This is a genomic window from Cupriavidus consociatus (assembly GCF_017814975.1).
In the GTDB taxonomy this organism is placed as follows: Bacteria; Pseudomonadota; Gammaproteobacteria; order Burkholderiales; family Burkholderiaceae; genus Cupriavidus; species Cupriavidus consociatus.
Genome location: NZ_JAGIQA010000016.1, coordinates 140,488 through 161,472, shown reverse-complemented (window position 1 = coordinate 161,472; position 20,985 = coordinate 140,488). Strand labels below are relative to the sequence as shown.

Sequence of the window (20,985 nt, the reverse complement as noted above, 5' to 3'; positions counted from 1 at the left end):
AAGCAGCAAACAAACGATAGCCTGTGGCGCGAGTCATGGTGCTGTCACCAGGCGGCGGTACAACGGAGCGCCTTTTTGGCAACCGTGCCGTCGAGTAAGTGGTCACCCGGCGAATTTGCTGTCTATTGCATGCAAGCTAGTTGGTGGCCGGAGAGCGGAAACAACTGACCGCGCTCTCAACTGAATCTAAAGGAAAGAAGATGCCACGTCGTCGTGAAGTCCCCAAGCGGGATGTTCTGCCTGATCCGAAGTTCGGCAACGTTGAAGTTGCCAAGTTCATGAACGTGCTGATGCTGGACGGCAAGAAGTCGGTTGCCGAACGTATCGTCTATGGCGCGTTCGACCAGATCGAAAAGAAGGCAGGCAAGGCCCCCATCGAAGTGTTCTCCGTTGCCATCAACAACGTGAAGCCGGTGGTGGAAGTGAAGAGCCGTCGCGTGGGCGGCGCCAACTATCAGGTTCCGGTCGAAGTCCGTCCGTCGCGTCGTCTGGCATTGGCGATGCGTTGGCTGCGCGAGGCCGCGAAGAAACGCAGCGAGAAGTCGATGGCGCTGCGCCTGGCAGGTGAGCTGCTGGAAGCATCGGAAGGCCGTGGCGGCGCGATGAAGAAGCGCGACGAAGTGCACCGCATGGCCGAAGCCAACAAGGCGTTCTCGCATTTCCGCTTCTAAGCGCGCGATAGCGTTTGTTGGTTGCCGGGCGGGCTGTGTTTTTACACATCTCGCCCGTTTGTGTTAGGGGCGCGGGCCATGAGATGCCGGCGCCTCACGGACGAATAGAGGATTAAAGTGGCTCGTAAGACTCCTATTGAGCGCTACCGCAACATCGGTATTTCGGCTCACATTGACGCGGGTAAAACCACCACGACCGAGCGGATCCTGTTCTACACCGGTGTGAACCACAAGATCGGTGAAGTGCATGATGGCGCGGCCACCATGGACTGGATGGAGCAGGAGCAGGAGCGCGGCATCACCATCACGTCTGCTGCGACCACCGCCTTCTGGAAGGGCATGGGCGGCAACTACCCCGAGCACCGCTTCAACATCATCGACACCCCGGGCCACGTGGACTTCACCATCGAGGTGGAGCGTTCCATGCGCGTGCTGGACGGCGCGTGCATGGTGTACTGCGCAGTGGGTGGCGTGCAGCCGCAGTCCGAAACCGTCTGGCGTCAGGCCAACAAGTACAAGGTGCCGCGTCTGGCGTTCGTCAACAAGATGGACCGTACCGGCGCGAACTTCTTCAAGGTCTACGACCAGCTGAAGACCCGCCTGAAGGCCAACCCGGTGCCCGTCGTGGTGCCGATCGGCGCTGAAGACGGCTTCCAGGGCGTCGTCGATCTGCTGGAAATGAAGGCGATCGTTTGGGACGAAGCCAGCCAAGGCGTGAAGTTCGAATACCAGGACATCCCGGCCGAACTGCAAGCCACCGCTGACGAATGGCGCGAGAAGATGGTCGAGTCCGCCGCCGAAGCCAGCGAAGAGCTGATGGAAAAGTACCTGGGCGGCGAAGAGCTGACCCGCGCCGAGATCGTCAAGGCCCTGCGTGACCGTACCATCGCCTGCGAAATCCAGCCGATGCTGTGCGGCACCGCGTTCAAGAACAAGGGCGTGCAGCGCATGCTGGACGCCGTGATCGACTTCCTGCCGTCGCCGGTCGACATTCCGCCGGTTACGGGCACGGACGAGGACGACAGCGAGAAGAAGCTCGAGCGCAAGGCTGACGACAACGAAAAGTTCTCGGCACTGGCGTTCAAGATCATGACCGACCCGTTCGTTGGTCAGCTGATCTTCTTCCGCGTGTACTCGGGCAAGATCAATTCGGGCGACACCGTGTACAACCCGGTCAAGAGCAAGAAGGAACGCCTCGGCCGTATTCTGCAAATGCATGCCAACCAGCGCGAGGAAATCAAGGAAGTGCTGGCCGGCGACATCGCCGCTGCGGTGGGTCTGAAGGACGCCACCACGGGCGACACGCTGTGCGATCCGGCTGCACCGATCGTGCTCGAGCGCATGGTGTTCCCGGAGCCCGTGATCTCGCAGGCTGTCGAGCCGAAGACCAAGGCTGACCAGGAAAAGATGGGCATCGCCCTGAACCGCCTGGCCGCTGAAGATCCGTCGTTCCGCGTGCGTACCGATGAAGAATCGGGTCAGACCATCATTTCGGGCATGGGCGAGCTCCACCTCGAAATTCTGGTCGACCGCATGAAGCGCGAATTCGGCGTGGAAGCCAACATCGGCGCGCCGCAGGTGGCCTACCGCGAAACCATTCGCAAGACGGCCGAAGGCGTCGAGGGCAAGTTCGTCAAGCAGTCGGGCGGCCGCGGCCAGTACGGTCACGCTGTGATCACGCTGGAACCGCAAGAGCCGGGCAAGGGCTTCGAGTTCATCGACGCCATCAAGGGCGGTGTGATTCCTCGCGAGTACATCCCGGCGGTCGAAAAGGGTATCGTCGACACGCTGCCGAACGGTATCCTGGCTGGCTTCCCGGTGGTGGACGTGAAGGTTACGCTGACGTTCGGTTCGTACCACGACGTGGACTCGAACGAAAACGCGTTCCGCATGGCCGGCTCGATGGCTTTCAAGGAAGCCATGCGCAAGGCCAGCCCGGTTCTGCTCGAGCCGATGATGGCCGTGGAAGTGGAAACGCCGGAAGACTACACGGGTACCGTGATGGGCGACTTGTCGTCCCGCCGCGGCATCGTGCAGGGCATGGACGACATGGTGGGCGGCGGCAAGATCATCAAGGCCGAAGTCCCGCTGTCGGAAATGTTCGGTTATTCCACGTCGCTGCGCTCGGCCACGCAAGGCCGCGCCACGTACACCATGGAATTCAAGCACTACGCAGAGGCACCGAAGAACATCGCCGAAGCCGTGATGGCGGCCAAGGGCAAGTAATAAAAAGCTTTGCCGCCACGCCTTAGCCGGCGTGGCGGCGTAATGAATCGAATCACACTGCATTCCATTAGGAGTTGAAACATGGCAAAGGAAAAGTTCGAGCGGACTAAGCCGCACGTGAACGTTGGTACGATTGGTCACGTTGACCACGGCAAGACCACGCTGACCGCAGCGATCGCCACGGTGCTGGCTGCCAAGTTCGGCGGTGCCGCCAAGAAGTACGACGAAATCGACGCAGCGCCGGAAGAGAAGGCACGCGGTATTACCATCAATACCGCCCACGTCGAGTACGAGACGGCCAACCGCCATTACGCGCACGTTGACTGCCCGGGCCACGCCGACTACGTGAAGAACATGATCACGGGTGCCGCCCAGATGGACGGCGCGATCCTGGTGTGCTCGGCCGCTGACGGCCCGATGCCGCAAACGCGTGAGCACATCCTGCTGGCCCGTCAGGTCGGCGTGCCGTACATCATCGTGTTCCTGAACAAGTGCGACATGGTGGACGACGCTGAACTGCTCGAGCTGGTCGAGATGGAAGTTCGCGAACTGCTGTCGAAGTACGAATTCCCCGGCGACGACACCCCGATCATCAAGGGTTCGGCCAAGCTGGCGCTGGAAGGCGACAAGGGCGACCTGGGCGAAGAAGCCATCATGCGCCTGGCCGACGCGCTGGACACCTACATCCCGACGCCGGAGCGTGCCGTTGACGGTACCTTCCTGATGCCGGTGGAAGACGTGTTCTCGATCTCGGGTCGCGGCACCGTGGTGACCGGCCGTATCGAGCGCGGCATCATCAAGGTCGGCGAAGAAATCGAAATCGTCGGTATCCGCCCGACCGTGAAGACCACCTGCACCGGCGTGGAAATGTTCCGCAAGCTGCTGGACCAGGGCCAGGCTGGCGACAACGTCGGTCTGCTGCTGCGCGGCACCAAGCGTGAAGACGTCGAGCGCGGCCAGGTGCTGTGCAAGCCGGGTTCGATCAAGCCGCACACCCACTTCACCGGCGAGGTGTACATCCTGTCGAAGGACGAAGGCGGCCGTCACACCCCGTTCTTCAACAACTACCGCCCGCAGTTCTACTTCCGTACGACCGACGTGACCGGCTCGATCGAGCTGCCGAAGGACAAGGAAATGGTCATGCCGGGTGACAACGTGTCGATCACCGTCAAGCTGATCGCCCCGATCGCCATGGAAGAAGGCCTGCGCTTCGCCATCCGCGAAGGCGGCCGTACCGTCGGCGCCGGCGTCGTGGCAAAGATCCTCGACTAAGCACTTCCTGGGACATGCCCGCAGGCATGTCCCCATTTAACTGGGCACGTTGCCCAATCGCTCTTTTAAGGAAATATCATGCAGAACCAGAAGATCCGTATCCGCCTGAAGGCTTTCGACTATCGCCTGATCGACCAGTCGGCTGCCGAAATCGTGGATACCGCCAAGCGTACCGGCGCGATCGTCAAGGGCCCGGTGCCCCTGCCGACCCGCATCCAGCGCTTCGACATCCTGCGTTCGCCGCACGTCAACAAGACCAGCCGCGATCAGTTCGAGATCCGCACTCACCAGCGCCTGATGGACATCGTCGATCCGACCGACAAGACGGTTGACGCGCTGATGAAGCTCGACCTGCCGGCCGGCGTGGACGTCGAGATCAAGGTGTAAATATGTTTCGGGCCGCTCAGGCGGCTTGATGCAGCAAAACGGCGAACCATGTGGTTCGCCGTTTTGCTTTGGGCGGCCGTTCTCGTGCAGGGCCGGCTAACCCGCACCGCGCCGCCGCAGCGTCTGCGCCGGGCACTCCCCGAACGCGCGCCGATACTCCGCACTGAAGCGCCCCAGGTGCGAAAAGCCCCAGCGCAATGCCGCGGCGCCGACCGATGCCACCGATGCATCGTTCAGCAGGTCGTGCCGCACCCGCTCAAGCCGCACGGTGCGCAGGTAGGCCATCGGTCCGGTACCGCGATGCTCGCGGAAGCCGGCGAACAGGCTGCGCACGCTGACACCGGCGACCTCCGCCAGCAAGGCCGGGGTCAGCGCCGCATCGGCGTTGGCATGAATGTACTCTTCCACCACCTTGACATGGCGCGGTGCCAACGGCTTGCCATGCTCGCGCAGCGCGTCCGACAGGTTGTGCGGCTGCCATGTCAGCAGGGTGCCGATGACCAGCTGCTCGAGCTGGCAGGCGGTAAGCGGATGGCGCGTGGTCTCGGGCGCGCTCTCGAGCATTGCCGCGAGGTAGCGCACCAGCTCATGCCAGGCGCCCGAGCGCCAGGCCATGCCGAGCGCGAAGCGCAGCGGGCGCGCGGGGCGCCGGCCCAGGTGCGCGGCGCAGACGCGTTCCAGCGCGCTGCGTTCGATGCGTACGATCAGCTGGTCGCTGTCTGCGCTCCAGCGCATGACCAGCGGATCGCTGGGCGTCAGTACCGAAGCGCAGTCAGGGGTCGAGACGATGTGCTGGTCGCCACAGCGGATGTCGGCCTGCCCTGACAGCGGCATCTGCACCAGCAGGAAGTCGCCGAGCGGACCGGGATCGATGGTGACGTCGGCGCCGTAGGCGAGGCGGTTGAAAGAGACCGCGCCAAGCGGCGCATGGTGCATGCGCGCCTGCAGCCGCGTGCCCCGCACGTCGAGCCCGTGCGGCTTGAATAGACGGCCGACGGCGGCGCGTGTCTCGGCCAAGTCGGTGGAGGCGAACACGCACCGGGCGGGATCGCCGAGCAGGGCGCTCGCCAGCGGGCCCTGGGACGGGACCGCCGTGGCGGCGGGGGGCAGCTGCATTGTCTCGCTCCTCTGGCGTGGCCGCGGTGCTGCCGGGCATGGCCGCCAGCGGGTGCCGGCGGAGCCCTGGCGCCGTGCGCGCCGCATGGTCCGGGGACGTGGCCGGCACGCCCGCCGGCTCGCGGTTTTCCACGCGATCCACTATACCGGATGCCCTTGCCGTCAGAGATGCAGCGTTGACCGGGTTCGCAGTTTCCTGCACTAATCGGATAGCCGCTGCAGCGGGCGGCTAGTTTGCTGCGGTGCGGAGCCACCATCATGGAGCCAGCACGCGGCGCCAGCGGACACCGTCAAGAAAACTACGACAAGGAGACCAGGCCATGGGCCAGACCATCCAGATCCAGACCCCCGAAGGCAGTTTCAGCGGCTACCTCGCTGTTCCGGCGACAGGCAAGGGCCCCGGAATCGTGCTGTGCCAGGAGATCTTCGGCGTCAATGCCACCATGCGGCAGGTCGCCGACTATTACGCCGAAGAGGGTTACACGGTGCTGGTTCCGGACCTCTTCTGGCGCCTCGCGCCCGGCATCGAGCTGACCGATCGCGGCGAGGATTTCCAGCGCGCGCTCGGGCTCTATCAGCAGTTCGACGAAGCCAAGGGCGTGCAGGACGTGGGCGCGGCGCTGGAGACGCTGCGGGCGCGCCCGGAATGCGTCGGCCAGACCGGCGTGCTGGGCTTCTGCCTGGGTGGCAAGCTGGCTTACCTGGCGGCGTGCCGGCTGCCGGACGTGGCCTGCGCGGTGGCCTATTATGGCGTGGGTATCGAGCACGCGCTGGGCGAAGCCGCACAAGTGCAGGGCCGCCTGGTGCTGCATATCGCCGAGAGGGACGGCTTCTGCCCGCCGCAGGCCCAGGCCGCGATCCGCAAAGCCCTGGCCGGGCGCGCCAATATCGAGATCTATGTCTACCCAGGCGTTGATCATGCCTTTGCGCGCGCCGGCGGCGAGCACTTCGACAAGCCGTCCGCGCTGATGGCGCACCAGCGCGCGATTGCCGCGCTGCGCCGCGAGATGGGACCACATTACGATTTCTCCGCGCTGTGGGACAAGCATTGCGAATATGAATTCGCCGCGCGCGACGTCGATGCCACCATGGCGACGATGGTGCCGCAACCCTATGTGAACCATATCCCGACCATGACTGGCGGTGTCGGCTACGCGCAGCTGCGGCGCTTCTACCAGAACCACTTTGTCCACAGCAATCCGCCCGATACCACGCTGATTCCGCTGTCGCGAACGATCGGCGCCACGCAGATCGTCGACGAACTACTGTTCTGCTTCACGCATACCTGCGAGATCGACTGGATGCTGCCGGGCGTGCCGCCCACCGGCAAGCGCGTGGAGATCCCGCTGATCGCCGTCGTCAAATTCCGTGGCGACAAGCTCTATCACGAGCATATCTACTGGGACCAGGCCAGCGTGCTGGTGCAGATCGGCAAGCTCGATCCGTCAGGTCTGCCGGTGGCGGGCGTGGAGACGGCGCGCAAGCTGCTGGATGAAACCTTGCCGTCGAACACCCTGATGGCGCGCTGGCAGGAGAGCGAAGGCAAATAGCGAAGTCAGGTGGTGAAGTCAGGTAGCGATCATTGCAGCATTGATCCGGAGCGGGCCCGCAGAGGCCCGCCCGGACGCGGACACGGATGGCAAACAAGGAGACAACCATGAAGGGATTGCAGGACAAGGTGGCCATCGTCACCGGCGGCGCCACGTTGATCGGCGCGGGGGTGGCACGGGCCTTCGTCGAGGCCGGTGCGCGCGTGGCGATCTTCGATATCGATGCCGCCAACGGCGAGCGGGTCGCCGCGGCGCTGGGCAAGGACGCACTTTTCATCGCGGCCGACATCACCCAGGACCAGCAGGTCCGCGATGCGGTCAGCCAGGTCGCGCAGCGCTTTGGCGGCGTGGACTTCCTGGTCAACCTGGCCTGCACCTATCTCGACGACGGCTTCCGCTCCGGCCGTGCCGACTGGCTGGCGGCGCTCGACGTCAACGTCGTGTCCGGCGTGATGCTGGCGCAGGCGGTGCAGCCGCAGATGCGCACGCGCGGCGGCGGTGCCATCGTCAATTTCACCAGCATTTCGGCCAACGTCGCGCAGAGCGGGCGCTGGCTCTATCCGGTATCGAAGGCCGCCATCGCGCAGCTGACGCGCAGCATGGCGATGGACCTGGCACCCGACCGCATCCGCGTGAACTCGGTTTCGCCGGGCTGGACCTGGTGCCGGCTGATGGACGAAGTCAGCGGCGGCAACCGCGCCCGTACCGATGCCGTCGCCGCGCCATTCCACCTGCTGGGCCGCGTTGGCGAGCCCGACGAGGTTGCACAGGTAGTGCTGTTCCTGTGTTCTGACCATGCCAGCTTCGTCACCGGCGCGGATTATGCCGTCGACGGTGGCTACAGCGCCATGGGGCCGGAGCAGAACGTTCCGGCCATCGGCAAGCTGGCCGGCTGACGCCATCCCCGCATCCAACCAGGAGACAACATCATGCGCCAACGCATCGCCATCGTCGGGGCCGGGCAGTCCGGCCTGCAAATGGCCCTCGGGCTGCAGGCGGCCGGCTACCAGGTCACGCTGCTGTCCAACCGCACACCCGAACAAGTCCGCGCCGGCAAGGTCATGTCGAGCCAGTGCATGTTCGACCGCGCCTTGCAGACCGAGCGAGACCTCGGCCTCAACTGGTGGGACGACACCTGCCCGCCGGTCGAGCGCATCGGCCTGGCCGTGCCGCACCCCGAGCAGCCCGGCGCGAAAGTCATCGACTGGGCCGCGCCGCTGGACCGGCCGGCGCAGGCGGTCGACCAGCGGCTGAAGATGCCGGCGTGGATGGAAGCCTTTGCCGCGCGCGGCGGCGACCTGCGCATCGTCGATGTCGGCGTGGACGAGCTGGAAGACCTGACGCGCGAGCACGACCTGGTGCTGCTGGCCGCGGGCAAGGGCGAGGTTGTCAGCCGCTTCGAGCGCGATGCGCAGCGCAGCCCGTTCGACAAGCCGCAACGCGCGCTGGCGCTGACCTACGTGACCGGCATGGTGCCGCGCGAGCCGTTCTCGCGGGTTTGCTTCAACCTGATCCCGGGCGTCGGCGAATACTTCGTTTTCCCGGCGCTGACGCTGTCGGGGCCGTGCGAGATCATGGTGTTCGAGGGCATTCCTGGCGGTCCGATGGATCGCTGGGCCGAGGCGCGCACGCCCGAGCAGCACCTCGCGGAAAGCCTGCGCATCCTGCGCACCTATGCGCCGTGGGAAGCCGGGCGCTGCGAGCACGTGGCGCTGACCGACGACAACGGCATCCTGTCGGGCCGCTTCGCGCCGACGGTGCGCAAGCCGGTGCTGACGCTGCCTTCGGGCCGGCTGGTACTCGGCATGGCCGATGCCGTGGTCGTCAACGACCCGATCACCGGGCAAGGCTCGAACAATGCAGCCAAATGCTGCAAGGTCTACCTGGACGCCATCCTCGATCATGGCGAGCGGCCGTTCGACCGTGACTGGATGGAGCAGACCTTCGCCCGCTACTGGCACTACGCCGGCGATGTCGTGGCGTGGACCAACTCCCTGCTGACGCCGCCGCCGCCCCATATCCTGGCGCTGCTGGGCGCGGCGGGGCAGGCGCCGGCACTGGCGGCGCGCATCGCCAACGGCTTCGACAATCCGCCGGACTACTTCCCTTGGTGGATGGAGCCGCAGGCTTGCCACCAGCTGATCGACAACCATCTGCCACAAGCTGCCTGACATGGACACCACCAGTCATGCCGCGCCCCTGCTTGATTCGCGCGAACTGCGCCGGGTTTGCGGCCGCTACGCGACCGGCGTGGCGGTCATCGGTGCCTGTACGGCGCAGCAGCGGCCGGTCGGCATCACCGTCAACTCGTTCGCGTCGCTGTCGCTGGCGCCGCCGCTGATCCTGTGGAGCCTGGCGTCGCACTCGCCCAACGCCGGGCTGTTCGAGCCGGGCCGGCCCTTTGGTGTCAGCATCCTGCGCGCAGGGCACGGCGATCTGGCGCGCCGCTTCGCCACCCCCGCGGCGGACAAGTTCGCCGGCGTGCGCCATACGCGCTGCGTCCAGGGCGTGCCCTACCTTGATGACGCGCTCGCCACGCTCGCGTGCCGCGTCGAGCGTGCCGATCCCGTGGGCGACCACCTGCTGATCGTGGGCGCGGTGGAGTCCATCTCGGCGCAAGAGGGCGAGCCGCTGGTCTTCTACAGCGGCGGCTTCGTGCGCGTCGCAGCGTGACCTGCTTGCCGGTGCGGCGCCTGACGCCCGCCGCGCCGCGTTCGTGCCAGCTTTTGCGCACATCGGCGTGCATCCGGCTGACAACACCCCCCGGCAAATCGCAATTGCTTATTGCCCTTTCCTCAGGGAGAGGTTATAGTGTAAGGCTACCCGTGTCTCCGGGTAGTGGGTTGGCCGTTTTGGCCAGGCGCAGTCCTCTTTAGCGCAGCCCATCCGCGCAGATGCGCAAACACAGTTTTCGTGTATCAATCAGCCCCGGCCAATCGCAGCTGGGAATGGAGCAAACCATGAGCCTTGGCCTTGTAGGTCGCAAGGTTGGCATGACCCGTATTTTCACGGACGACGGTGAAGCGATTCCCGTGACCGTGGTCGAGGTCGGCGACAACCGCGTGACGCAAATCAAGACGGACGAGACCGACGGTTACACCGCGGTTCAAGTCACCTTCGGCGCACGACGCGCAAGCCGCGTCACCAAGCCGCTGGCGGGTCACCTCGCCAAAGCCGGCGTGGAAGCCGGCGAAATCATCCGCGAATTCCGTATCGATGCAGCCAAGGCTGCCGAACTGCAAGCTGGCGGTTCGCTGTCGGTCGACCTGTTCGAAGTCGGTCAGAAGATCGACGTGCAGGGCGTGACCATCGGTAAGGGCTACGCCGGTACCATCAAGCGCTATCACTTCGCCTCCGGCCGTGCCACCCACGGTAACTCGCGCTCGCACAACGTGCCGGGCTCGATCGGTATGGCGCAGGATCCGGGCCGCGTGTTCCCGGGCAAGCGCATGACCGGTCACCTGGGCGATGTCACCCGCACCGTGCAGAACCTGGAGATCGCCAAGATCGACGCAGAGCGCAAGCTGCTGCTGGTCAAGGGCGCCATCCCTGGCTCCAAGAACGGCAAGGTCATCGTTACCCCGGCCGTCAAGGCCAAAGCCAAAGCTTAAGGAGCGCATGTAATGGAACTCAAGCTCCTCCAGGACAATGGCCAGATCGGCGCGGGCGTTGCCGCTTCGCCCGAAGTGTTCGGCCGTGACTACAACGAAGCCCTCGTTCACCAGATCGTCGTCGCTTACCAGGCCAACGCTCGCAGCGGTAACCGTAAGCAGAAGGACCGTGAAGAGGTCAAGCACACGACCAAGAAGCCGTGGCGCCAGAAGGGTACGGGTCGCGCCCGTGCCGGTATGTCCTCGTCGCCGCTGTGGCGCGGGGGCGGCCGAATCTTCCCGAATTCGCCGGAAGAGAACTTCAGCCAGAAGGTCAACAAGAAGATGTTCCGTGCCGGCATGCGCTCGATTTATTCGCAGCTCGCACGTGAAGGCCGTATCAATGTGGTGGACGGTTTCACCGTCGACGCGCCCAAGACCAAGCTCTTGGCCGACAAGTTCAAGGCCATGGGCCTGGACTCGGTGCTGATCATCACCGACAGCCTCGACGAAAACCTCTACCTGGCTTCGCGCAACCTGCCGCACGTGGCAGTTGTCGAGCCGCGCCAGGCTGACCCGCTGTCGCTCGTGCACTACAAGAAGGTGCTGGTGACCAAGGCGGCTGTCGCGCAGATCGAGGAGTTGCTGAAATGACGCAAGTAGCCAAGAACGATCATCGTTTGATGCAGGTGCTGCTCGCGCCGGTGGTTTCCGAAAAGGCAACCCTGGTCGCCGACAAGAATGAACAGGTCGTGTTCGAAGTCGCCCGCGATGCCAACAAGGCAGAAGTGAAGGCCGCCGTCGAGCTGCTGTTCAAGGTCGAGGTGCAGTCCGTTCAGATCCTGAACCAGAAGGGCAAGCAGAAGCGCTTCGGCCGTTTCATGGGCCGTCGCAACCACGTGAAGAAAGCTTACGTGTCGCTGAAGCCGGGTCAGGAAATCAATTTTGAAGCGGAGGCCAAGTAATCATGGCACTCGTCAAGACCAAGCCGACTTCCCCGGGTCGTCGCTCGATGGTGAAGGTGGTCAACAAGGACCTTCACAAGGGCGCCCCGCACGCTCCGCTGCTGGAAAAGCAATTCCAGAAGTCGGGCCGTAACAACAATGGTCATATCACCACCCGCCACAAGGGCGGTGGTCATAAGCACCACTACCGCGTGGTCGACTTCAAGCGCAACGACAAGGACGGCATCCCCGCCAAGGTCGAGCGCCTGGAATACGATCCGAACCGCAGCGCCAACATCGCGCTGGTCGTGTTCGCCGACGGCGAGCGCCGCTACATCATCGCCACCAAGGGCATGGTTGCCGGCCAATCGCTGCTGAATGGCTCGGAAGCGCCGATCAAGGCTGGCAACAACCTGCCGATCCGCAACATTCCGGTCGGTACCACGATCAACAACGTGGAAATGCTGCCGGGCAAGGGCGCCCAGATCGCGCGTGCCGCCGGCGGTTCCGCCGTGCTGCTGGCTCGTGAAGGCCTGTACGCCCAGGTTCGCCTGCGCTCGGGTGAAGTTCGCCGCGTGCACATCGAATGCCGCGCCACCATCGGTGAAGTGGGCAACGAAGAGCACAGCCTGCGCGTCATCGGCAAGGCCGGTGCTACCCGCTGGCGCGGTATCCGCCCGACGGTGCGTGGTGTCGTGATGAACCCGGTGGATCACCCGCACGGTGGTGGTGAAGGCAAGACTGCTGCTGGTCGTGATCCGGTTTCGCCGTGGGGTACCCCGGCCAAGGGTTACCGTACCCGTAGCAACAAGCGCACGGACAGCATGATCGTCCAGAAGCGCCACAAGCGTTAATCGGTAGGTAGGAGCTAAAGATATGACTCGTTCCGCAAAAAAGGGTCCGTTCTGCGACGCCCACCTGCTGAAGAAGGTGGAAGTTGCAGTCAGCGGCAAGGACAAGAAGCCCATCAAGACCTGGTCGCGCCGCTCGACCATTCTGCCGGAGTTCATTGGCCTGACGATCGCCGTTCACAACGGCCGTCAACACGTGCCGGTGTACGTGACGGAAAACATGGTTGGCCACAAGCTCGGCGAATTTGCGATCACCCGCACGTTCAAGGGCCACGCGGCTGACAAGAAAGCGAAGAGGTAAGGTGCCATCATGGAAGTGAAAGCGATTCATCGCGGTGCCCGCATCTCCGCCCAGAAGACGCGCCTGGTCGCTGACCAGATCCGCGGTCTGCCGATCGAGCGCGCGCTCAATGTCCTGACGTTCAGCCCGAAAAAGGCTGCCGGGATCGTGAAGAAGGTGGTCGAATCGGCCATCGCCAACGCTGAGCACAACGAAGGCGCCGACATCGACGAACTGAAGGTCAAATCGATCTACGTCGACAAGGCGACCTCGCTCAAGCGCTTCACCGCACGGGCGAAGGGCCGCGGCAACCGCATCGAGAAACAAACCTGTCACATCACTGTGACGCTCGGCAACTAAGGAGTCACGATGGGACAGAAGATTCATCCGACTGGCTTCCGTCTGGCTGTCAGCCGTAACTGGGCTTCGCGCTGGTACGCCAGCAACACGAAGTTCGCCGGCATGCTGAAGGAAGACATCGAAGTTCGCGACTTCCTGAAGAAGAAGCTGAAGAACGCATCGGTTGGCCGCGTCGTCATCGAGCGCCCCGCCCGCAATGCCCGCATCACCATTTACAGCTCGCGTCCGGGCGTGGTGATCGGCAAGAAGGGTGAGGACATCGAACTGCTGAAGGCCGAACTGCAGCGTCGCATGGGCGTGCCCGTGCACGTGAACATCGAGGAAATCCGCAAGCCGGAAACCGATGCTCAGCTGATCGCCGACTCGATCACCCAGCAGCTCGAGCGCCGCATCATGTTCCGCCGCGCCATGAAGCGCGCCATGCAGAACGCGATGCGCCTGGGCGCCCAGGGTATCAAGATCATGAGCGCCGGCCGTCTGAACGGTATCGAAATCGCACGTACCGAGTGGTACCGCGAAGGCCGTGTGCCTCTGCACACCCTGCGCGCCGACATCGACTACGGCTTCTCCGAAGCAGAAACCACCTACGGCATCATCGGTGTCAAGGTGTGGGTCTACAAGGGGGATCACCTCGGCCGCAATGACGCGCCGGTGGTGGAAGAGCCGCAAGACGACCGTCGTCGTCGTCCGGGTCGTCCGGAAGGTCGCCGCCGTGAAGGCGAAGGCCGTCCGGGTGGCAACCGCCGTGGCGGTGCCGGTGCCGGTCGTCGCGCTGCGCCTGGCGCAGATGGGAAGAGTGGAGAATAACGATGCTGCAACCTAAGCGCAGAAAATACCGCAAGGAGCAGAAAGGCCGCAACACGGGTAAGGCTACCCGTGGCAACGCCGTGTCTTTCGGCGAATTCGGCCTGAAGGCAATGGGCCGCGGCCGTCTGACGGCTCGTCAGATCGAGTCGGCACGTCGTGCGATGACCCGTCACATCAAGCGTGGCGGCCGCATCTGGATCCGGATCTTCCCGGACAAGCCGATCTCGAAGAAGCCTGCTGAAGTCCGCATGGGTAACGGCAAGGGCAATCCGGAATACTACGTGGCTGAAATCCAGCCGGGCAAGATGCTGTACGAAATGGATGGCGTGAGCGAAGAGCTGGCGCGCGAGGCGTTCCGCCTCGCAGCCGCCAAGCTGCCGATCGCCACCAATTTCGTGGTGCGCCAGGTCGGGACGTAAGGAGAGCAGGAATGAAAGCATCCGAACTTCGCGGCAAGGACGCCGCAGGCCTGAACCAGGAGCTCTCCGAGCTGCTGAAGGCCCAATTTAGCCTGCGCATGCAAAAGGCAACCCAACAGCTGCAGAACACCAGCCAGCTGAAGAAGGTTCGCAAGGACATCGCGCGCGTGCAAACCGTGCTGACTCAAAAGGCGAACGCGAAATGACTGAAGCTGCACAAACGGAAAAGTCGCTTCGCCGTACCCTGGTCGGCCGTGTCGTGAGCGACAAGATGGACAAGACCGTTACGGTCTTGGTGGAAAACCGCGTCAAGCATCCCCTGTACGGCAAGTACGTGCTGCGTTCCAAGAAGTACCACGCACACGACGAAGCCAACCAGTACAAGGAAGGCGACAAGGTCGAAATCCAGGAAGGCCGTCCGCTGTCGCGGACCAAGTCCTGGGTGGTTTCCCGGCTGGTAGAGGCTGCACGCGTCATCTAAGAACAACAACACGTTCTTAGCTTGACTTGCAAGTCCAGGATTATGTAGCTATAATTCTGGACTTCCGCTTTATTGCGTTCGCCTAAGCTGTACCACCCGGGCGGGCCTGTTAAGCGAGCCAGGGCCAGGCGGCCTCGACGATCTGTCGGGATTGCCGGGTTCCTACCGACTTCAAAGTTGATCAACCCAGACGGTGCTGGCGCAAGGCCGGAGCCGACGGGACCAAGACTGACCGACGGGCGCTTTGGCACCTGGCGGATTAAGTTGGGAAGACAAACACCATGATTCAGACAGAAAGCCGGCTCGAAGTGGCCGATAACACTGGTGCGCGCGAAGTGCTGTGCATCAAGGTGCTGGGTGGCTCCAAGCGCCGCTACGCAAGCGTTGGCGACATCATCAAGGTGACCGTCAAGGACGCAGCGCCGCGCGGTCGCGTGAAGAAGGGCGACATCTACAACGCCGTCGTCGTGCGTACCGCCAAGGGCGTGCGCCGCGCTGACGGTTCGCTGATCAAGTTCGACGGCAATGCCGCCGTCCTGCTGAACAACAAGCTCGAGCCGATCGGCACCCGTATCTTCGGGCCGGTGACTCGTGAACTCCGTACCGAGCGCTTCATGAAGATCGTGTCGCTCGCTCCGGAAGTGCTGTAAGGAGCCGACATGAACAAGATTCGCAAAGGCGATGAAGTCATCGTCCTGACCGGCAAGGACAAGGGCAAGCGCGGTACCGTGCAGGCCGTGCTCGGTGACAAGGTTGCGGTGCAAGGCGTGAACATCGCCAAGAAGCATGCGCGCCCGAACCCGATGCTGGGCACCACCGGTGGCGTGGTTGACAAGGTCATGCCGCTGCATATTTCCAACGTTGCGCTCGTGGATGCCAATGGCAAGCCGTCGCGCGTCGGCATCAAGGTGGAAGACGGCAAGCGCGTGCGCGTGCTGAAGACCACCGGCGCCGTCGTGGCAGCTTGATTCTGGGCACGTTTAGGAGTTGAGCATGGCAGCACGTCTGCAAGAGTTTTACAAAGAACAGGTTGTGCCGAAGCTGATCGAACAGTTCGGCTACAAGTCGGTCATGGAAGTGCCGCGCATCACCAAGATCACCCTGAACATGGGCCTTGGCGAAGCGATCAATGACAAGAAGATCATTGAAAACGCCGTCGGCGACCTGACCAAGATCGCCGGTCAGAAGCCGGTCGTGACGAAGGCCAAGAAGGCCATCGCCGGCTTCAAGATCCGCCAGGGCTACCCCATCGGTGCGATGGTGACCCTGCGCGGCGAGCGCATGTTCGAATTCCTCGATCGTTTCGTCACCGTGGCCCTGCCGCGCGTGCGTGACTTCCGTGGTGTGTCGGGCCGTTCGTTCGACGGTCGTGGCAACTACAACATCGGTGTGAAAGAGCAGATCATTTTCCCCGAAATCGAGTACGACAAGATCGACGCACTGCGTGGTCTGAACATCAGCATCACGACGACGGCAAAGAACGACGAGGAAGCCAAGGCACTCCTCGGTGCGTTCAAGTTCCCGTTCCGCAATTAAGGGGTAACCGTGGCTAAACTGGCTCTGATTGAACGTGAGAAGAAGCGCGCCAAGCTGGTGGCAAAGTATGCCGCCAAGCGCGCCAACCTCAAGGCCATTATCGACGACCAAGAGAAGTCGGAAGAAGAGCGTTACAGCGCGCGTCTCGAGCTGCAACAGCTCCCGCGCAACGCGAACCCGACCCGCCAGCGTAACCGCTGCGCGATCACCGGTCGTCCCCGCGGTACCTTCCGCAAGTTTGGCCTGGCGCGTAACAAGATCCGCGAAATCGCCTTCAAGGGCGAAATCCCGGGTCTGACGAAAGCCAGCTGGTAATTACGCACAGGCTACAGGAGAAACAGTATGAGCATGAGCGATCCTATCGCCGATATGCTGACGCGCATCCGCAACGCCCAGGGCGTGCAGAAGGCGTCGGTTGTCATGCCGTCGTCGAAGCTGAAAGTGGCAATCGCCAAGGTCCTGAAGGACGAAGGCTACATCGACGATTACGCCGTCCAGGAAGATGGCGGCAAGGCACAACTGAGCATCGGCCTGAAGTACTACGCCGGCCGTCCGGTGATCGAGCGCATCGAGCGCGTCTCGAAGCCCGGGCTGCGCGTGTACAAGGGCCGCAGCGACATCCCGCAAGTGATGAACGGCCTGGGTGTGGCGATCATCTCGACCCCGCAGGGTCTGATGACCGACCGCAAGGCTCGCGCCACTGGCGTGGGCGGCGAAGTTCTCTGCTACGTCGCTTAAGGAGAGAACCATGTCCCGTGTAGGTAAGGCTCCCATCGCGCTCCCCAAGGGCGCGGAAGTGAACGTGGCAGCTGGCGTGCTCTCCGTGAAGGGTCCGCTGGGTACGCTGTCGCAACCGATTCACAGCCTGGTCAAGGTCAATGTCGAGAACGACACGCTGACCTTCTCGCCGGCTGACGAGTCGCGTGAAGCAAACGCCCTGCAAGGCACCATGCGCGCCCTGGCGGCGAACATGGTCAAGGGCGTGACCACCGGTTTCGAGCGCAAGCTGAACCTCGTTGGCGTGGGCTACCGTGCCCAGCTGCAAGGCGCTGCGCTGAAGCTCCAGCTTGGTTTCTCGCACGACGTGATCCATGAGATGCCGGAAGGCGTGAAGGCGGAGACGCCGACGCAGACCGAGATCATCATCAAGGGTGCGGACAAGCAGAAAGTCGGTCAGGTTGCCGCGGAAGTCCGCGCGTACCGTCCGCCTGAGCCCTACAAGGGCAAGGGTGTGCGTTACTCGGACGAGCGCGTCATCCTGAAGGAAACCAAGAAGAAGTAAGGGGTGCAATGATGAACAAGAAAGACGCTCGTTTGCGCCGTGCACGTCAGACCCGCGCCAAGATCGCGGAGATGAAAGTCAATCGTCTGACCGTGTTCCGTACGAATTCGCATATTTACGCCCAGGTTTTCTCGGAGTGCGGCACCAAGGTGCTGGCTTCCGCGTCGACCGCCGAGGTGGAAGTGCGCAAGGAACTGGATGGCAAGGGCGCTACCGCCGCTGCCGCCACCGTGGTTGGCAAGCGCATCGCCGAGAAGGCGAAGGCTGCCGGCGTGGAAACCGTCGCGTTCGATCGCGCCGGCTTCCGTTTCCATGGCCGCGTGAAGGCCCTGGCAGACGCCGCCCGCGAAGCCGGCCTGAAGTTCTAAGCGCATAGAGAGAGATACGTCATGGCAAAGATGCAAGCAAAAGTCCAACAGGACGAACGCGACGACGGCCTCCGCGAGAAGATGATCTCGGTCAACCGCGTCACCAAGGTGGTGAAGGGTGGCCGGATTCTCGGTTTCGCTGCGCTGACCGTGGTTGGTGACGGCGATGGCCGCATCGGCATGGGCAAGGGCAAGGCCAAGGAAGTGCCGGTTGCTGTTCAGAAGGCAATGGACGAAGCCCGTCGCAAGATGGTCAAGGTCTCGCTGAAGAACGGCACGCTGCAACACGAAGTCGTTGGCAAGCACGGCGCCGCCAAGGTGCTGATGATGCCCGCCAAGGAAGGTACCGGCGTGATCGCCGGCGGCCCGATGCGCGCGATCTTCGAAGTGATGGGCGTCACCAACGTGGTGACCAAGTCGCACGGCTCCACCAACCCGTACAACATGGTTCGCGCCACGCTGGACGGCCTTCAGAAGATGAGCACGCCGGGCGAAATCGCCGCGAAGCGTGGCAAGTCGGTCGAAGACATCCTGGGTTAAGGTGAACGCAATGTCGCAGAAAACCGTAAAAGTGCAACTCGTGCGCAGCCTGATCGGCACGCGCGAGGATCATCGCGCCACCGTGCGTGGCCTGGGCCTGCGCCGCATCAACTCGGTGTCGGAGCTGCAGGACACGCCCGCCGTGCGCGGCATGATCAACAAGGTCTCGTACCTGGTCAAGGTTCTGGCCTGATCGGGACTTGGAGAGCAAGATGCAACTGAACAACCTGAAACCGGCTGCCGGTTCGAAGCACGCCAAGCGTCGCGTCGGCCGCGGTATCGGCTCCGGCCTGGGCAAGACCGCCGGTCGCGGTCACAAGGGTCAGAAGTCGCGTTCGGGCGGCTTCCACAAGGTGGGCTTCGAAGGCGGTCAAATGCCGCTGTATCGTCGCCTGCCGAAGCGCGGCTTCACCTCGCTGACCAAGGCGTTCACCGCCGAAGTCACGCTGCGTGACATCGAGCGCCTGGAAGCGGCCGAAGTCGACCTGCTGGTTCTGAAGCAGGCTGGCCTGGTCAGCGACCTGGTCAAGAGCGCCAAGGTCATCAAGGCCGGCGAGCTGACCCGCAAGGTGACGATCAAGGGTCTGGGCGCCACCGCTGGCGCCAAGGCCGCGATCGAAGCCGCCGGCGGCCAGATCGCAGCCTGACAAGGCATTTATCGCAGCATAGGCAGTTATAGTCGGAGCATCGTTTGGCCACGGCGAAACCCAATGCAAGCGCGCAAGCCAGGAACACGGCGAAGTACGGCGACCTCAAGCGCCGGCTGATGTTCCTGGTGCTGGCCCTGATCGTGTACCGCATCGGCGCTCATATTCCGGTGCCCGGTATCGATCCGGAGCAGCTTGCGAAGCTTTTCCAGAGTCAGTCGGGTGGCATCCTCGGGATGTTCAACCTGTTCTCGGGCGGGGCGCTGTCGCGCTTTACCGTCTTCGCGCTCGGCATCATGCCGTACATCTCGGCGTCGATCATCATGCAGTTGCTGACGATCGTGCTGCCGCAGCTGGAGTCGCTGAAGAAGGAAGGGCAGGCAGGCCAGCGCAAGATCACGCAGTACACGCGCTACGGCACCGTGGTTCTGGCCACGTTCCAGGCGCTGTCGATTGCGGTGGCGCTGGAGTCGCAGCCGGGTCTGGTGCTGGATCCTGGCCTGATGTTCCGGGCCACGGCGGTGATCACGCTGGTGACCGGCACGATGTTCCTGATGTGGCTGGGTGAGCAGATCACCGAGCGGGGTCTCGGCAACGGCATCTCGATCATCATCTTCGGCGGTATCGCGGCGGGCCTGCCCAACGCGATCGGCGGACTGTTCGAACTGGTCCGCACAGGTTCCATGAGCATCATCGCGGCGATCTTTATCGTGGCGATCGTGATCGGGGTGACCTTCGCCGTGGTGTTCGTCGAGCGGGGCCAGCGCAAGATCCTGGTGAACTATGCCAAGCGTCAGGTCGGCAATAAGGTGTATGGCGGCCAGTCGTCGCACCTGCCGCTGAAGCTGAACATGGCAGGGGTGATTCCGCCGATCTTCGCATCGTCGATCATCCTGTTCCCGGCAACGATCGCAGGCTGGTTCACGTCTGACGCGACCGGCTCGGTGGGCGGGTTCATCAAGGACCTGGCTGCCACGCTGTCGCCGGGCCAGCCGGTCTACATCCTGCTGTACGCTGCTGCGATTGTATTTTTCTGCTTCTTCTACACGGCCCTGGTCTACAACAGCCGTGAAGTGGCAGACAACCTGAAGAAAAGCGGTGCCTTCATTCCGGGCATTCGTCCGGGCGAGCAGACGACGCGCTATATCGACAAGATCCTGGTGCGTTTGACGCTGGCTGGTGCGATCTACATCACACTGGTCTGCCTGTTGCCGGAATTCCTGGTGCTGCGCTGGAACGTTCCGTTCTATTTTGGCGGAACCTCCCTGCTGATCATCGTGGTCGTCACGATGGACTTCATGGCCCAGGTTCAGTCCTATGTCATGTCGCAGCAGTATGAGTCGCTGCTGAAGAAGGCGAATTTCAAGGGCAATCTGACCTTGCGCTGACTTCGGATCGGTACAGGCTAGGTATGGCTAAAGACGACGTCATCCAGATGCAGGGCGAGGTCCTGGAAAACCTGCCCAATGCGACGTTCCGAGTCAAGCTGGAGAATGGCCATGTGGTGCTGGGCCATATCTCCGGCAAGATGAGAATGCACTACATCCGGATCCTTCCGGGTGACAAGGTGACGGTCGAGCTGACCCCATATGATCTGTCGCGCGCACGAATCGTCTTCCGGACGAAGTGAGCGAACAGGAATTGAAGGAAGAGGAAAA

Annotated in this window: 31 protein-coding genes; 30 read left to right on the top strand and 1 reads right to left on the bottom strand. The window is 63.0% G+C overall.

What is annotated here, in order from left to right; translation table 11 throughout:
- Nucleotides 1–200 precede the first annotated feature (200 nt).
- The 4 genes from rpsG (at nucleotide 201) to rpsJ (ending at nucleotide 4,556) form a co-directional block, all read left to right on the top strand.
- Nucleotides 201–671 carry a 30S ribosomal protein S7 gene (rpsG, locus tag J8I82_RS22325; RefSeq protein ID WP_010810459.1) on the top strand — a complete coding sequence of 157 codons (471 nt, stop codon included), beginning with the start codon at nucleotides 201–203 and terminating at the stop codon, nucleotides 669–671.
- A 117-nt stretch (nucleotides 672–788) separates the two neighbouring features.
- A complete protein-coding gene (gene fusA, locus J8I82_RS22320; protein WP_209761060.1) occupies nucleotides 789–2,897 on the top strand; it encodes an elongation factor G in 2,109 nt (702 codons plus the stop codon).
- A gap of 81 nt (nucleotides 2,898–2,978) precedes the next feature.
- Nucleotides 2,979–4,169 carry an elongation factor Tu gene (gene tuf, locus J8I82_RS22315; RefSeq protein ID WP_133098639.1) on the top strand — a complete coding sequence of 397 codons (1,191 nt, stop codon included), beginning with the start codon at nucleotides 2,979–2,981 and terminating at the stop codon, nucleotides 4,167–4,169.
- A gap of 78 nt (nucleotides 4,170–4,247) precedes the next feature.
- Nucleotides 4,248–4,556, top strand: coding sequence for a 30S ribosomal protein S10 (gene rpsJ, locus J8I82_RS22310; RefSeq protein ID WP_006160488.1), 309 nt, complete (start codon nucleotides 4,248–4,250; stop codon nucleotides 4,554–4,556).
- Between the two features lie 96 nt (nucleotides 4,557–4,652).
- Here the strand turns inward: rpsJ and J8I82_RS22305 are convergent, their stop codons facing one another.
- Nucleotides 4,653–5,672: an AraC family transcriptional regulator gene (locus J8I82_RS22305; protein ID WP_209761059.1), complete on the bottom strand. Its 1,020-nt coding sequence runs from the start codon at nucleotides 5,670–5,672 to the stop codon at nucleotides 4,653–4,655.
- Between the two features lie 320 nt (nucleotides 5,673–5,992).
- On the opposite strand from J8I82_RS22305, the gene J8I82_RS22300 reads away from it, so the two are divergent.
- From J8I82_RS22300 to infA, 26 genes are all read left to right on the top strand, one after another.
- The gene (locus J8I82_RS22300) at nucleotides 5,993–7,222 is read left to right on the top strand and encodes a dienelactone hydrolase family protein (protein WP_209761058.1); all 1,230 of its coding nucleotides are present in this window, start codon (nucleotides 5,993–5,995) and stop codon (nucleotides 7,220–7,222) included.
- A gap of 107 nt (nucleotides 7,223–7,329) precedes the next feature.
- Entirely contained in the window at nucleotides 7,330–8,118 is a 789-nt protein-coding gene (locus J8I82_RS22295) for an SDR family oxidoreductase (RefSeq protein WP_209761057.1), read from the top strand.
- A 33-nt stretch (nucleotides 8,119–8,151) separates the two neighbouring features.
- The gene (locus J8I82_RS22290; protein ID WP_209761056.1) at nucleotides 8,152–9,393 is read left to right on the top strand and encodes a styrene monooxygenase/indole monooxygenase family protein; all 1,242 of its coding nucleotides are present in this window, start codon (nucleotides 8,152–8,154) and stop codon (nucleotides 9,391–9,393) included.
- A gap of 1 nt (nucleotide 9,394) precedes the next feature.
- Entirely contained in the window at nucleotides 9,395–9,895 is a 501-nt protein-coding gene (locus tag J8I82_RS22285; protein ID WP_209761055.1) for a flavin reductase family protein, read from the top strand.
- A 287-nt stretch (nucleotides 9,896–10,182) separates the two neighbouring features.
- A complete protein-coding gene (gene rplC / locus J8I82_RS22280) occupies nucleotides 10,183–10,833 on the top strand; it encodes a 50S ribosomal protein L3 (protein ID WP_010812397.1) in 651 nt (216 codons plus the stop codon).
- A 12-nt stretch (nucleotides 10,834–10,845) separates the two neighbouring features.
- On the top strand, nucleotides 10,846–11,466 hold the full coding sequence (rplD, locus tag J8I82_RS22275) for a 50S ribosomal protein L4 (RefSeq protein WP_029047583.1): 621 nt from the start codon (nucleotides 10,846–10,848) through the stop codon (nucleotides 11,464–11,466).
- On the top strand, nucleotides 11,463–11,777 hold the full coding sequence (gene rplW / locus J8I82_RS22270) for a 50S ribosomal protein L23 (RefSeq protein ID WP_006576245.1): 315 nt from the start codon (nucleotides 11,463–11,465) through the stop codon (nucleotides 11,775–11,777). Before rplD ends, rplW begins: the two co-directional genes overlap by 4 nt.
- Nucleotides 11,778–11,779: 2 nt before the next feature.
- A complete protein-coding gene (gene rplB / locus J8I82_RS22265) occupies nucleotides 11,780–12,610 on the top strand; it encodes a 50S ribosomal protein L2 (RefSeq protein WP_063241276.1) in 831 nt (276 codons plus the stop codon).
- Nucleotides 12,611–12,632: 22 nt separating this feature from the next.
- Nucleotides 12,633–12,908, top strand: a complete 276-nt coding sequence (gene rpsS, locus J8I82_RS22260; RefSeq protein ID WP_029047585.1) for a 30S ribosomal protein S19 — start codon at nucleotides 12,633–12,635, stop codon at nucleotides 12,906–12,908.
- Between the two features lie 9 nt (nucleotides 12,909–12,917).
- Nucleotides 12,918–13,247 carry a 50S ribosomal protein L22 gene (rplV, locus tag J8I82_RS22255; RefSeq protein ID WP_003271370.1) on the top strand — a complete coding sequence of 110 codons (330 nt, stop codon included), beginning with the start codon at nucleotides 12,918–12,920 and terminating at the stop codon, nucleotides 13,245–13,247.
- Nucleotides 13,248–13,256: 9 nt separating this feature from the next.
- Nucleotides 13,257–14,054, top strand: a complete 798-nt coding sequence (gene rpsC / locus J8I82_RS22250; protein WP_063241274.1) for a 30S ribosomal protein S3 — start codon at nucleotides 13,257–13,259, stop codon at nucleotides 14,052–14,054.
- A 2-nt stretch (nucleotides 14,055–14,056) separates the two neighbouring features.
- Nucleotides 14,057–14,473 (top strand): 50S ribosomal protein L16, encoded by a 417-nt coding sequence (gene rplP / locus J8I82_RS22245; RefSeq protein ID WP_006576240.1) that lies wholly within the window; start codon nucleotides 14,057–14,059, stop codon nucleotides 14,471–14,473.
- 11 nt (nucleotides 14,474–14,484) lie between these two features.
- Nucleotides 14,485–14,679 (top strand): 50S ribosomal protein L29, encoded by a 195-nt coding sequence (gene rpmC / locus J8I82_RS22240; RefSeq protein WP_010812390.1) that lies wholly within the window; start codon nucleotides 14,485–14,487, stop codon nucleotides 14,677–14,679.
- On the top strand, nucleotides 14,676–14,954 hold the full coding sequence (rpsQ, locus tag J8I82_RS22235; protein WP_010812389.1) for a 30S ribosomal protein S17: 279 nt from the start codon (nucleotides 14,676–14,678) through the stop codon (nucleotides 14,952–14,954). Before rpmC ends, rpsQ begins: the two co-directional genes overlap by 4 nt.
- Before the next feature lie 281 nt (nucleotides 14,955–15,235).
- Nucleotides 15,236–15,604, top strand: coding sequence for a 50S ribosomal protein L14 (gene rplN / locus J8I82_RS22230; RefSeq protein ID WP_010812388.1), 369 nt, complete (start codon nucleotides 15,236–15,238; stop codon nucleotides 15,602–15,604).
- A gap of 9 nt (nucleotides 15,605–15,613) precedes the next feature.
- Complete coding sequence (rplX, locus tag J8I82_RS22225; protein WP_010812387.1) at nucleotides 15,614–15,922, top strand: 50S ribosomal protein L24; 309 nt, start codon at nucleotides 15,614–15,616, stop codon at nucleotides 15,920–15,922.
- 25 nt (nucleotides 15,923–15,947) lie between these two features.
- Nucleotides 15,948–16,490, top strand: a complete 543-nt coding sequence (gene rplE, locus J8I82_RS22220; protein WP_010812386.1) for a 50S ribosomal protein L5 — start codon at nucleotides 15,948–15,950, stop codon at nucleotides 16,488–16,490.
- Nucleotides 16,491–16,499: 9 nt separating this feature from the next.
- Nucleotides 16,500–16,805: a 30S ribosomal protein S14 gene (gene rpsN, locus J8I82_RS22215; protein ID WP_010812385.1), complete on the top strand. Its 306-nt coding sequence runs from the start codon at nucleotides 16,500–16,502 to the stop codon at nucleotides 16,803–16,805.
- Between the two features lie 27 nt (nucleotides 16,806–16,832).
- The gene (gene rpsH / locus J8I82_RS22210) at nucleotides 16,833–17,228 is read left to right on the top strand and encodes a 30S ribosomal protein S8 (protein ID WP_010812384.1); all 396 of its coding nucleotides are present in this window, start codon (nucleotides 16,833–16,835) and stop codon (nucleotides 17,226–17,228) included.
- Between the two features lie 10 nt (nucleotides 17,229–17,238).
- Nucleotides 17,239–17,772 (top strand): 50S ribosomal protein L6, encoded by a 534-nt coding sequence (gene rplF, locus J8I82_RS22205; RefSeq protein WP_133093429.1) that lies wholly within the window; start codon nucleotides 17,239–17,241, stop codon nucleotides 17,770–17,772.
- Nucleotides 17,773–17,783: 11 nt separating this feature from the next.
- On the top strand, nucleotides 17,784–18,140 hold the full coding sequence (gene rplR, locus J8I82_RS22200) for a 50S ribosomal protein L18 (RefSeq protein ID WP_010812382.1): 357 nt from the start codon (nucleotides 17,784–17,786) through the stop codon (nucleotides 18,138–18,140).
- 21 nt (nucleotides 18,141–18,161) lie between these two features.
- Nucleotides 18,162–18,680, top strand: a complete 519-nt coding sequence (gene rpsE, locus J8I82_RS22195) for a 30S ribosomal protein S5 (protein WP_006160449.1) — start codon at nucleotides 18,162–18,164, stop codon at nucleotides 18,678–18,680.
- A gap of 10 nt (nucleotides 18,681–18,690) precedes the next feature.
- Nucleotides 18,691–18,873 carry a 50S ribosomal protein L30 gene (rpmD, locus tag J8I82_RS22190; protein WP_010812381.1) on the top strand — a complete coding sequence of 61 codons (183 nt, stop codon included), beginning with the start codon at nucleotides 18,691–18,693 and terminating at the stop codon, nucleotides 18,871–18,873.
- Nucleotides 18,874–18,892: 19 nt separating this feature from the next.
- Nucleotides 18,893–19,327, top strand: a complete 435-nt coding sequence (gene rplO, locus J8I82_RS22185; RefSeq protein ID WP_063241272.1) for a 50S ribosomal protein L15 — start codon at nucleotides 18,893–18,895, stop codon at nucleotides 19,325–19,327.
- Nucleotides 19,328–19,371: 44 nt separating this feature from the next.
- The gene (gene secY, locus J8I82_RS22180; protein WP_029047589.1) at nucleotides 19,372–20,715 is read left to right on the top strand and encodes a preprotein translocase subunit SecY; all 1,344 of its coding nucleotides are present in this window, start codon (nucleotides 19,372–19,374) and stop codon (nucleotides 20,713–20,715) included.
- A gap of 23 nt (nucleotides 20,716–20,738) precedes the next feature.
- The gene (infA, locus tag J8I82_RS22175) at nucleotides 20,739–20,957 is read left to right on the top strand and encodes a translation initiation factor IF-1 (RefSeq protein WP_029047590.1); all 219 of its coding nucleotides are present in this window, start codon (nucleotides 20,739–20,741) and stop codon (nucleotides 20,955–20,957) included.
- Nucleotides 20,958–20,985: the final 28 nt, after the last annotated feature.

Bases quoted from the DNA above. Each gene is read 5' to 3' on its own strand.
- rpsG (WP_010810459.1), top strand. From the start codon at position 201: ATGCCACGTCGTCGTGAAGTCCCCAAGCGGGATGTTCTGCCTGATCCG.
- tuf (WP_133098639.1), top strand. From the start codon at position 2,979: ATGGCAAAGGAAAAGTTCGAGCGGACTAAGCCGCACGTGAACGTTGGT.
- rpsJ (WP_006160488.1), top strand. From the start codon at position 4,248: ATGCAGAACCAGAAGATCCGTATCCGCCTGAAGGCTTTCGACTATCGC.
- J8I82_RS22305 (WP_209761059.1), bottom strand. From the start codon at position 5,672: ATGCAGCTGCCCCCCGCCGCCACGGCGGTCCCGTCCCAGGGCCCGCTG.
- J8I82_RS22300 (WP_209761058.1), top strand. From the start codon at position 5,993: ATGGGCCAGACCATCCAGATCCAGACCCCCGAAGGCAGTTTCAGCGGC.
- J8I82_RS22295 (WP_209761057.1), top strand. From the start codon at position 7,330: ATGAAGGGATTGCAGGACAAGGTGGCCATCGTCACCGGCGGCGCCACG.
- J8I82_RS22290 (WP_209761056.1), top strand. From the start codon at position 8,152: ATGCGCCAACGCATCGCCATCGTCGGGGCCGGGCAGTCCGGCCTGCAA.
- J8I82_RS22285 (WP_209761055.1), top strand. From the start codon at position 9,395: ATGGACACCACCAGTCATGCCGCGCCCCTGCTTGATTCGCGCGAACTG.
- rplC (WP_010812397.1), top strand. From the start codon at position 10,183: ATGAGCCTTGGCCTTGTAGGTCGCAAGGTTGGCATGACCCGTATTTTC.
- rplD (WP_029047583.1), top strand. From the start codon at position 10,846: ATGGAACTCAAGCTCCTCCAGGACAATGGCCAGATCGGCGCGGGCGTT.
- rplW (WP_006576245.1), top strand. From the start codon at position 11,463: ATGACGCAAGTAGCCAAGAACGATCATCGTTTGATGCAGGTGCTGCTC.
- rplB (WP_063241276.1), top strand. From the start codon at position 11,780: ATGGCACTCGTCAAGACCAAGCCGACTTCCCCGGGTCGTCGCTCGATG.
- rpsS (WP_029047585.1), top strand. From the start codon at position 12,633: ATGACTCGTTCCGCAAAAAAGGGTCCGTTCTGCGACGCCCACCTGCTG.
- rplV (WP_003271370.1), top strand. From the start codon at position 12,918: ATGGAAGTGAAAGCGATTCATCGCGGTGCCCGCATCTCCGCCCAGAAG.
- rpsC (WP_063241274.1), top strand. From the start codon at position 13,257: ATGGGACAGAAGATTCATCCGACTGGCTTCCGTCTGGCTGTCAGCCGT.
- rplP (WP_006576240.1), top strand. From the start codon at position 14,057: ATGCTGCAACCTAAGCGCAGAAAATACCGCAAGGAGCAGAAAGGCCGC.
- rpmC (WP_010812390.1), top strand. From the start codon at position 14,485: ATGAAAGCATCCGAACTTCGCGGCAAGGACGCCGCAGGCCTGAACCAG.
- rpsQ (WP_010812389.1), top strand. From the start codon at position 14,676: ATGACTGAAGCTGCACAAACGGAAAAGTCGCTTCGCCGTACCCTGGTC.
- rplN (WP_010812388.1), top strand. From the start codon at position 15,236: ATGATTCAGACAGAAAGCCGGCTCGAAGTGGCCGATAACACTGGTGCG.
- rplX (WP_010812387.1), top strand. From the start codon at position 15,614: ATGAACAAGATTCGCAAAGGCGATGAAGTCATCGTCCTGACCGGCAAG.
- rplE (WP_010812386.1), top strand. From the start codon at position 15,948: ATGGCAGCACGTCTGCAAGAGTTTTACAAAGAACAGGTTGTGCCGAAG.
- rpsH (WP_010812384.1), top strand. From the start codon at position 16,833: ATGAGCATGAGCGATCCTATCGCCGATATGCTGACGCGCATCCGCAAC.
- rplF (WP_133093429.1), top strand. From the start codon at position 17,239: ATGTCCCGTGTAGGTAAGGCTCCCATCGCGCTCCCCAAGGGCGCGGAA.
- rplR (WP_010812382.1), top strand. From the start codon at position 17,784: ATGAACAAGAAAGACGCTCGTTTGCGCCGTGCACGTCAGACCCGCGCC.
- rpsE (WP_006160449.1), top strand. From the start codon at position 18,162: ATGGCAAAGATGCAAGCAAAAGTCCAACAGGACGAACGCGACGACGGC.
- rpmD (WP_010812381.1), top strand. From the start codon at position 18,691: ATGTCGCAGAAAACCGTAAAAGTGCAACTCGTGCGCAGCCTGATCGGC.
- rplO (WP_063241272.1), top strand. From the start codon at position 18,893: ATGCAACTGAACAACCTGAAACCGGCTGCCGGTTCGAAGCACGCCAAG.
- infA (WP_029047590.1), top strand. From the start codon at position 20,739: ATGGCTAAAGACGACGTCATCCAGATGCAGGGCGAGGTCCTGGAAAAC.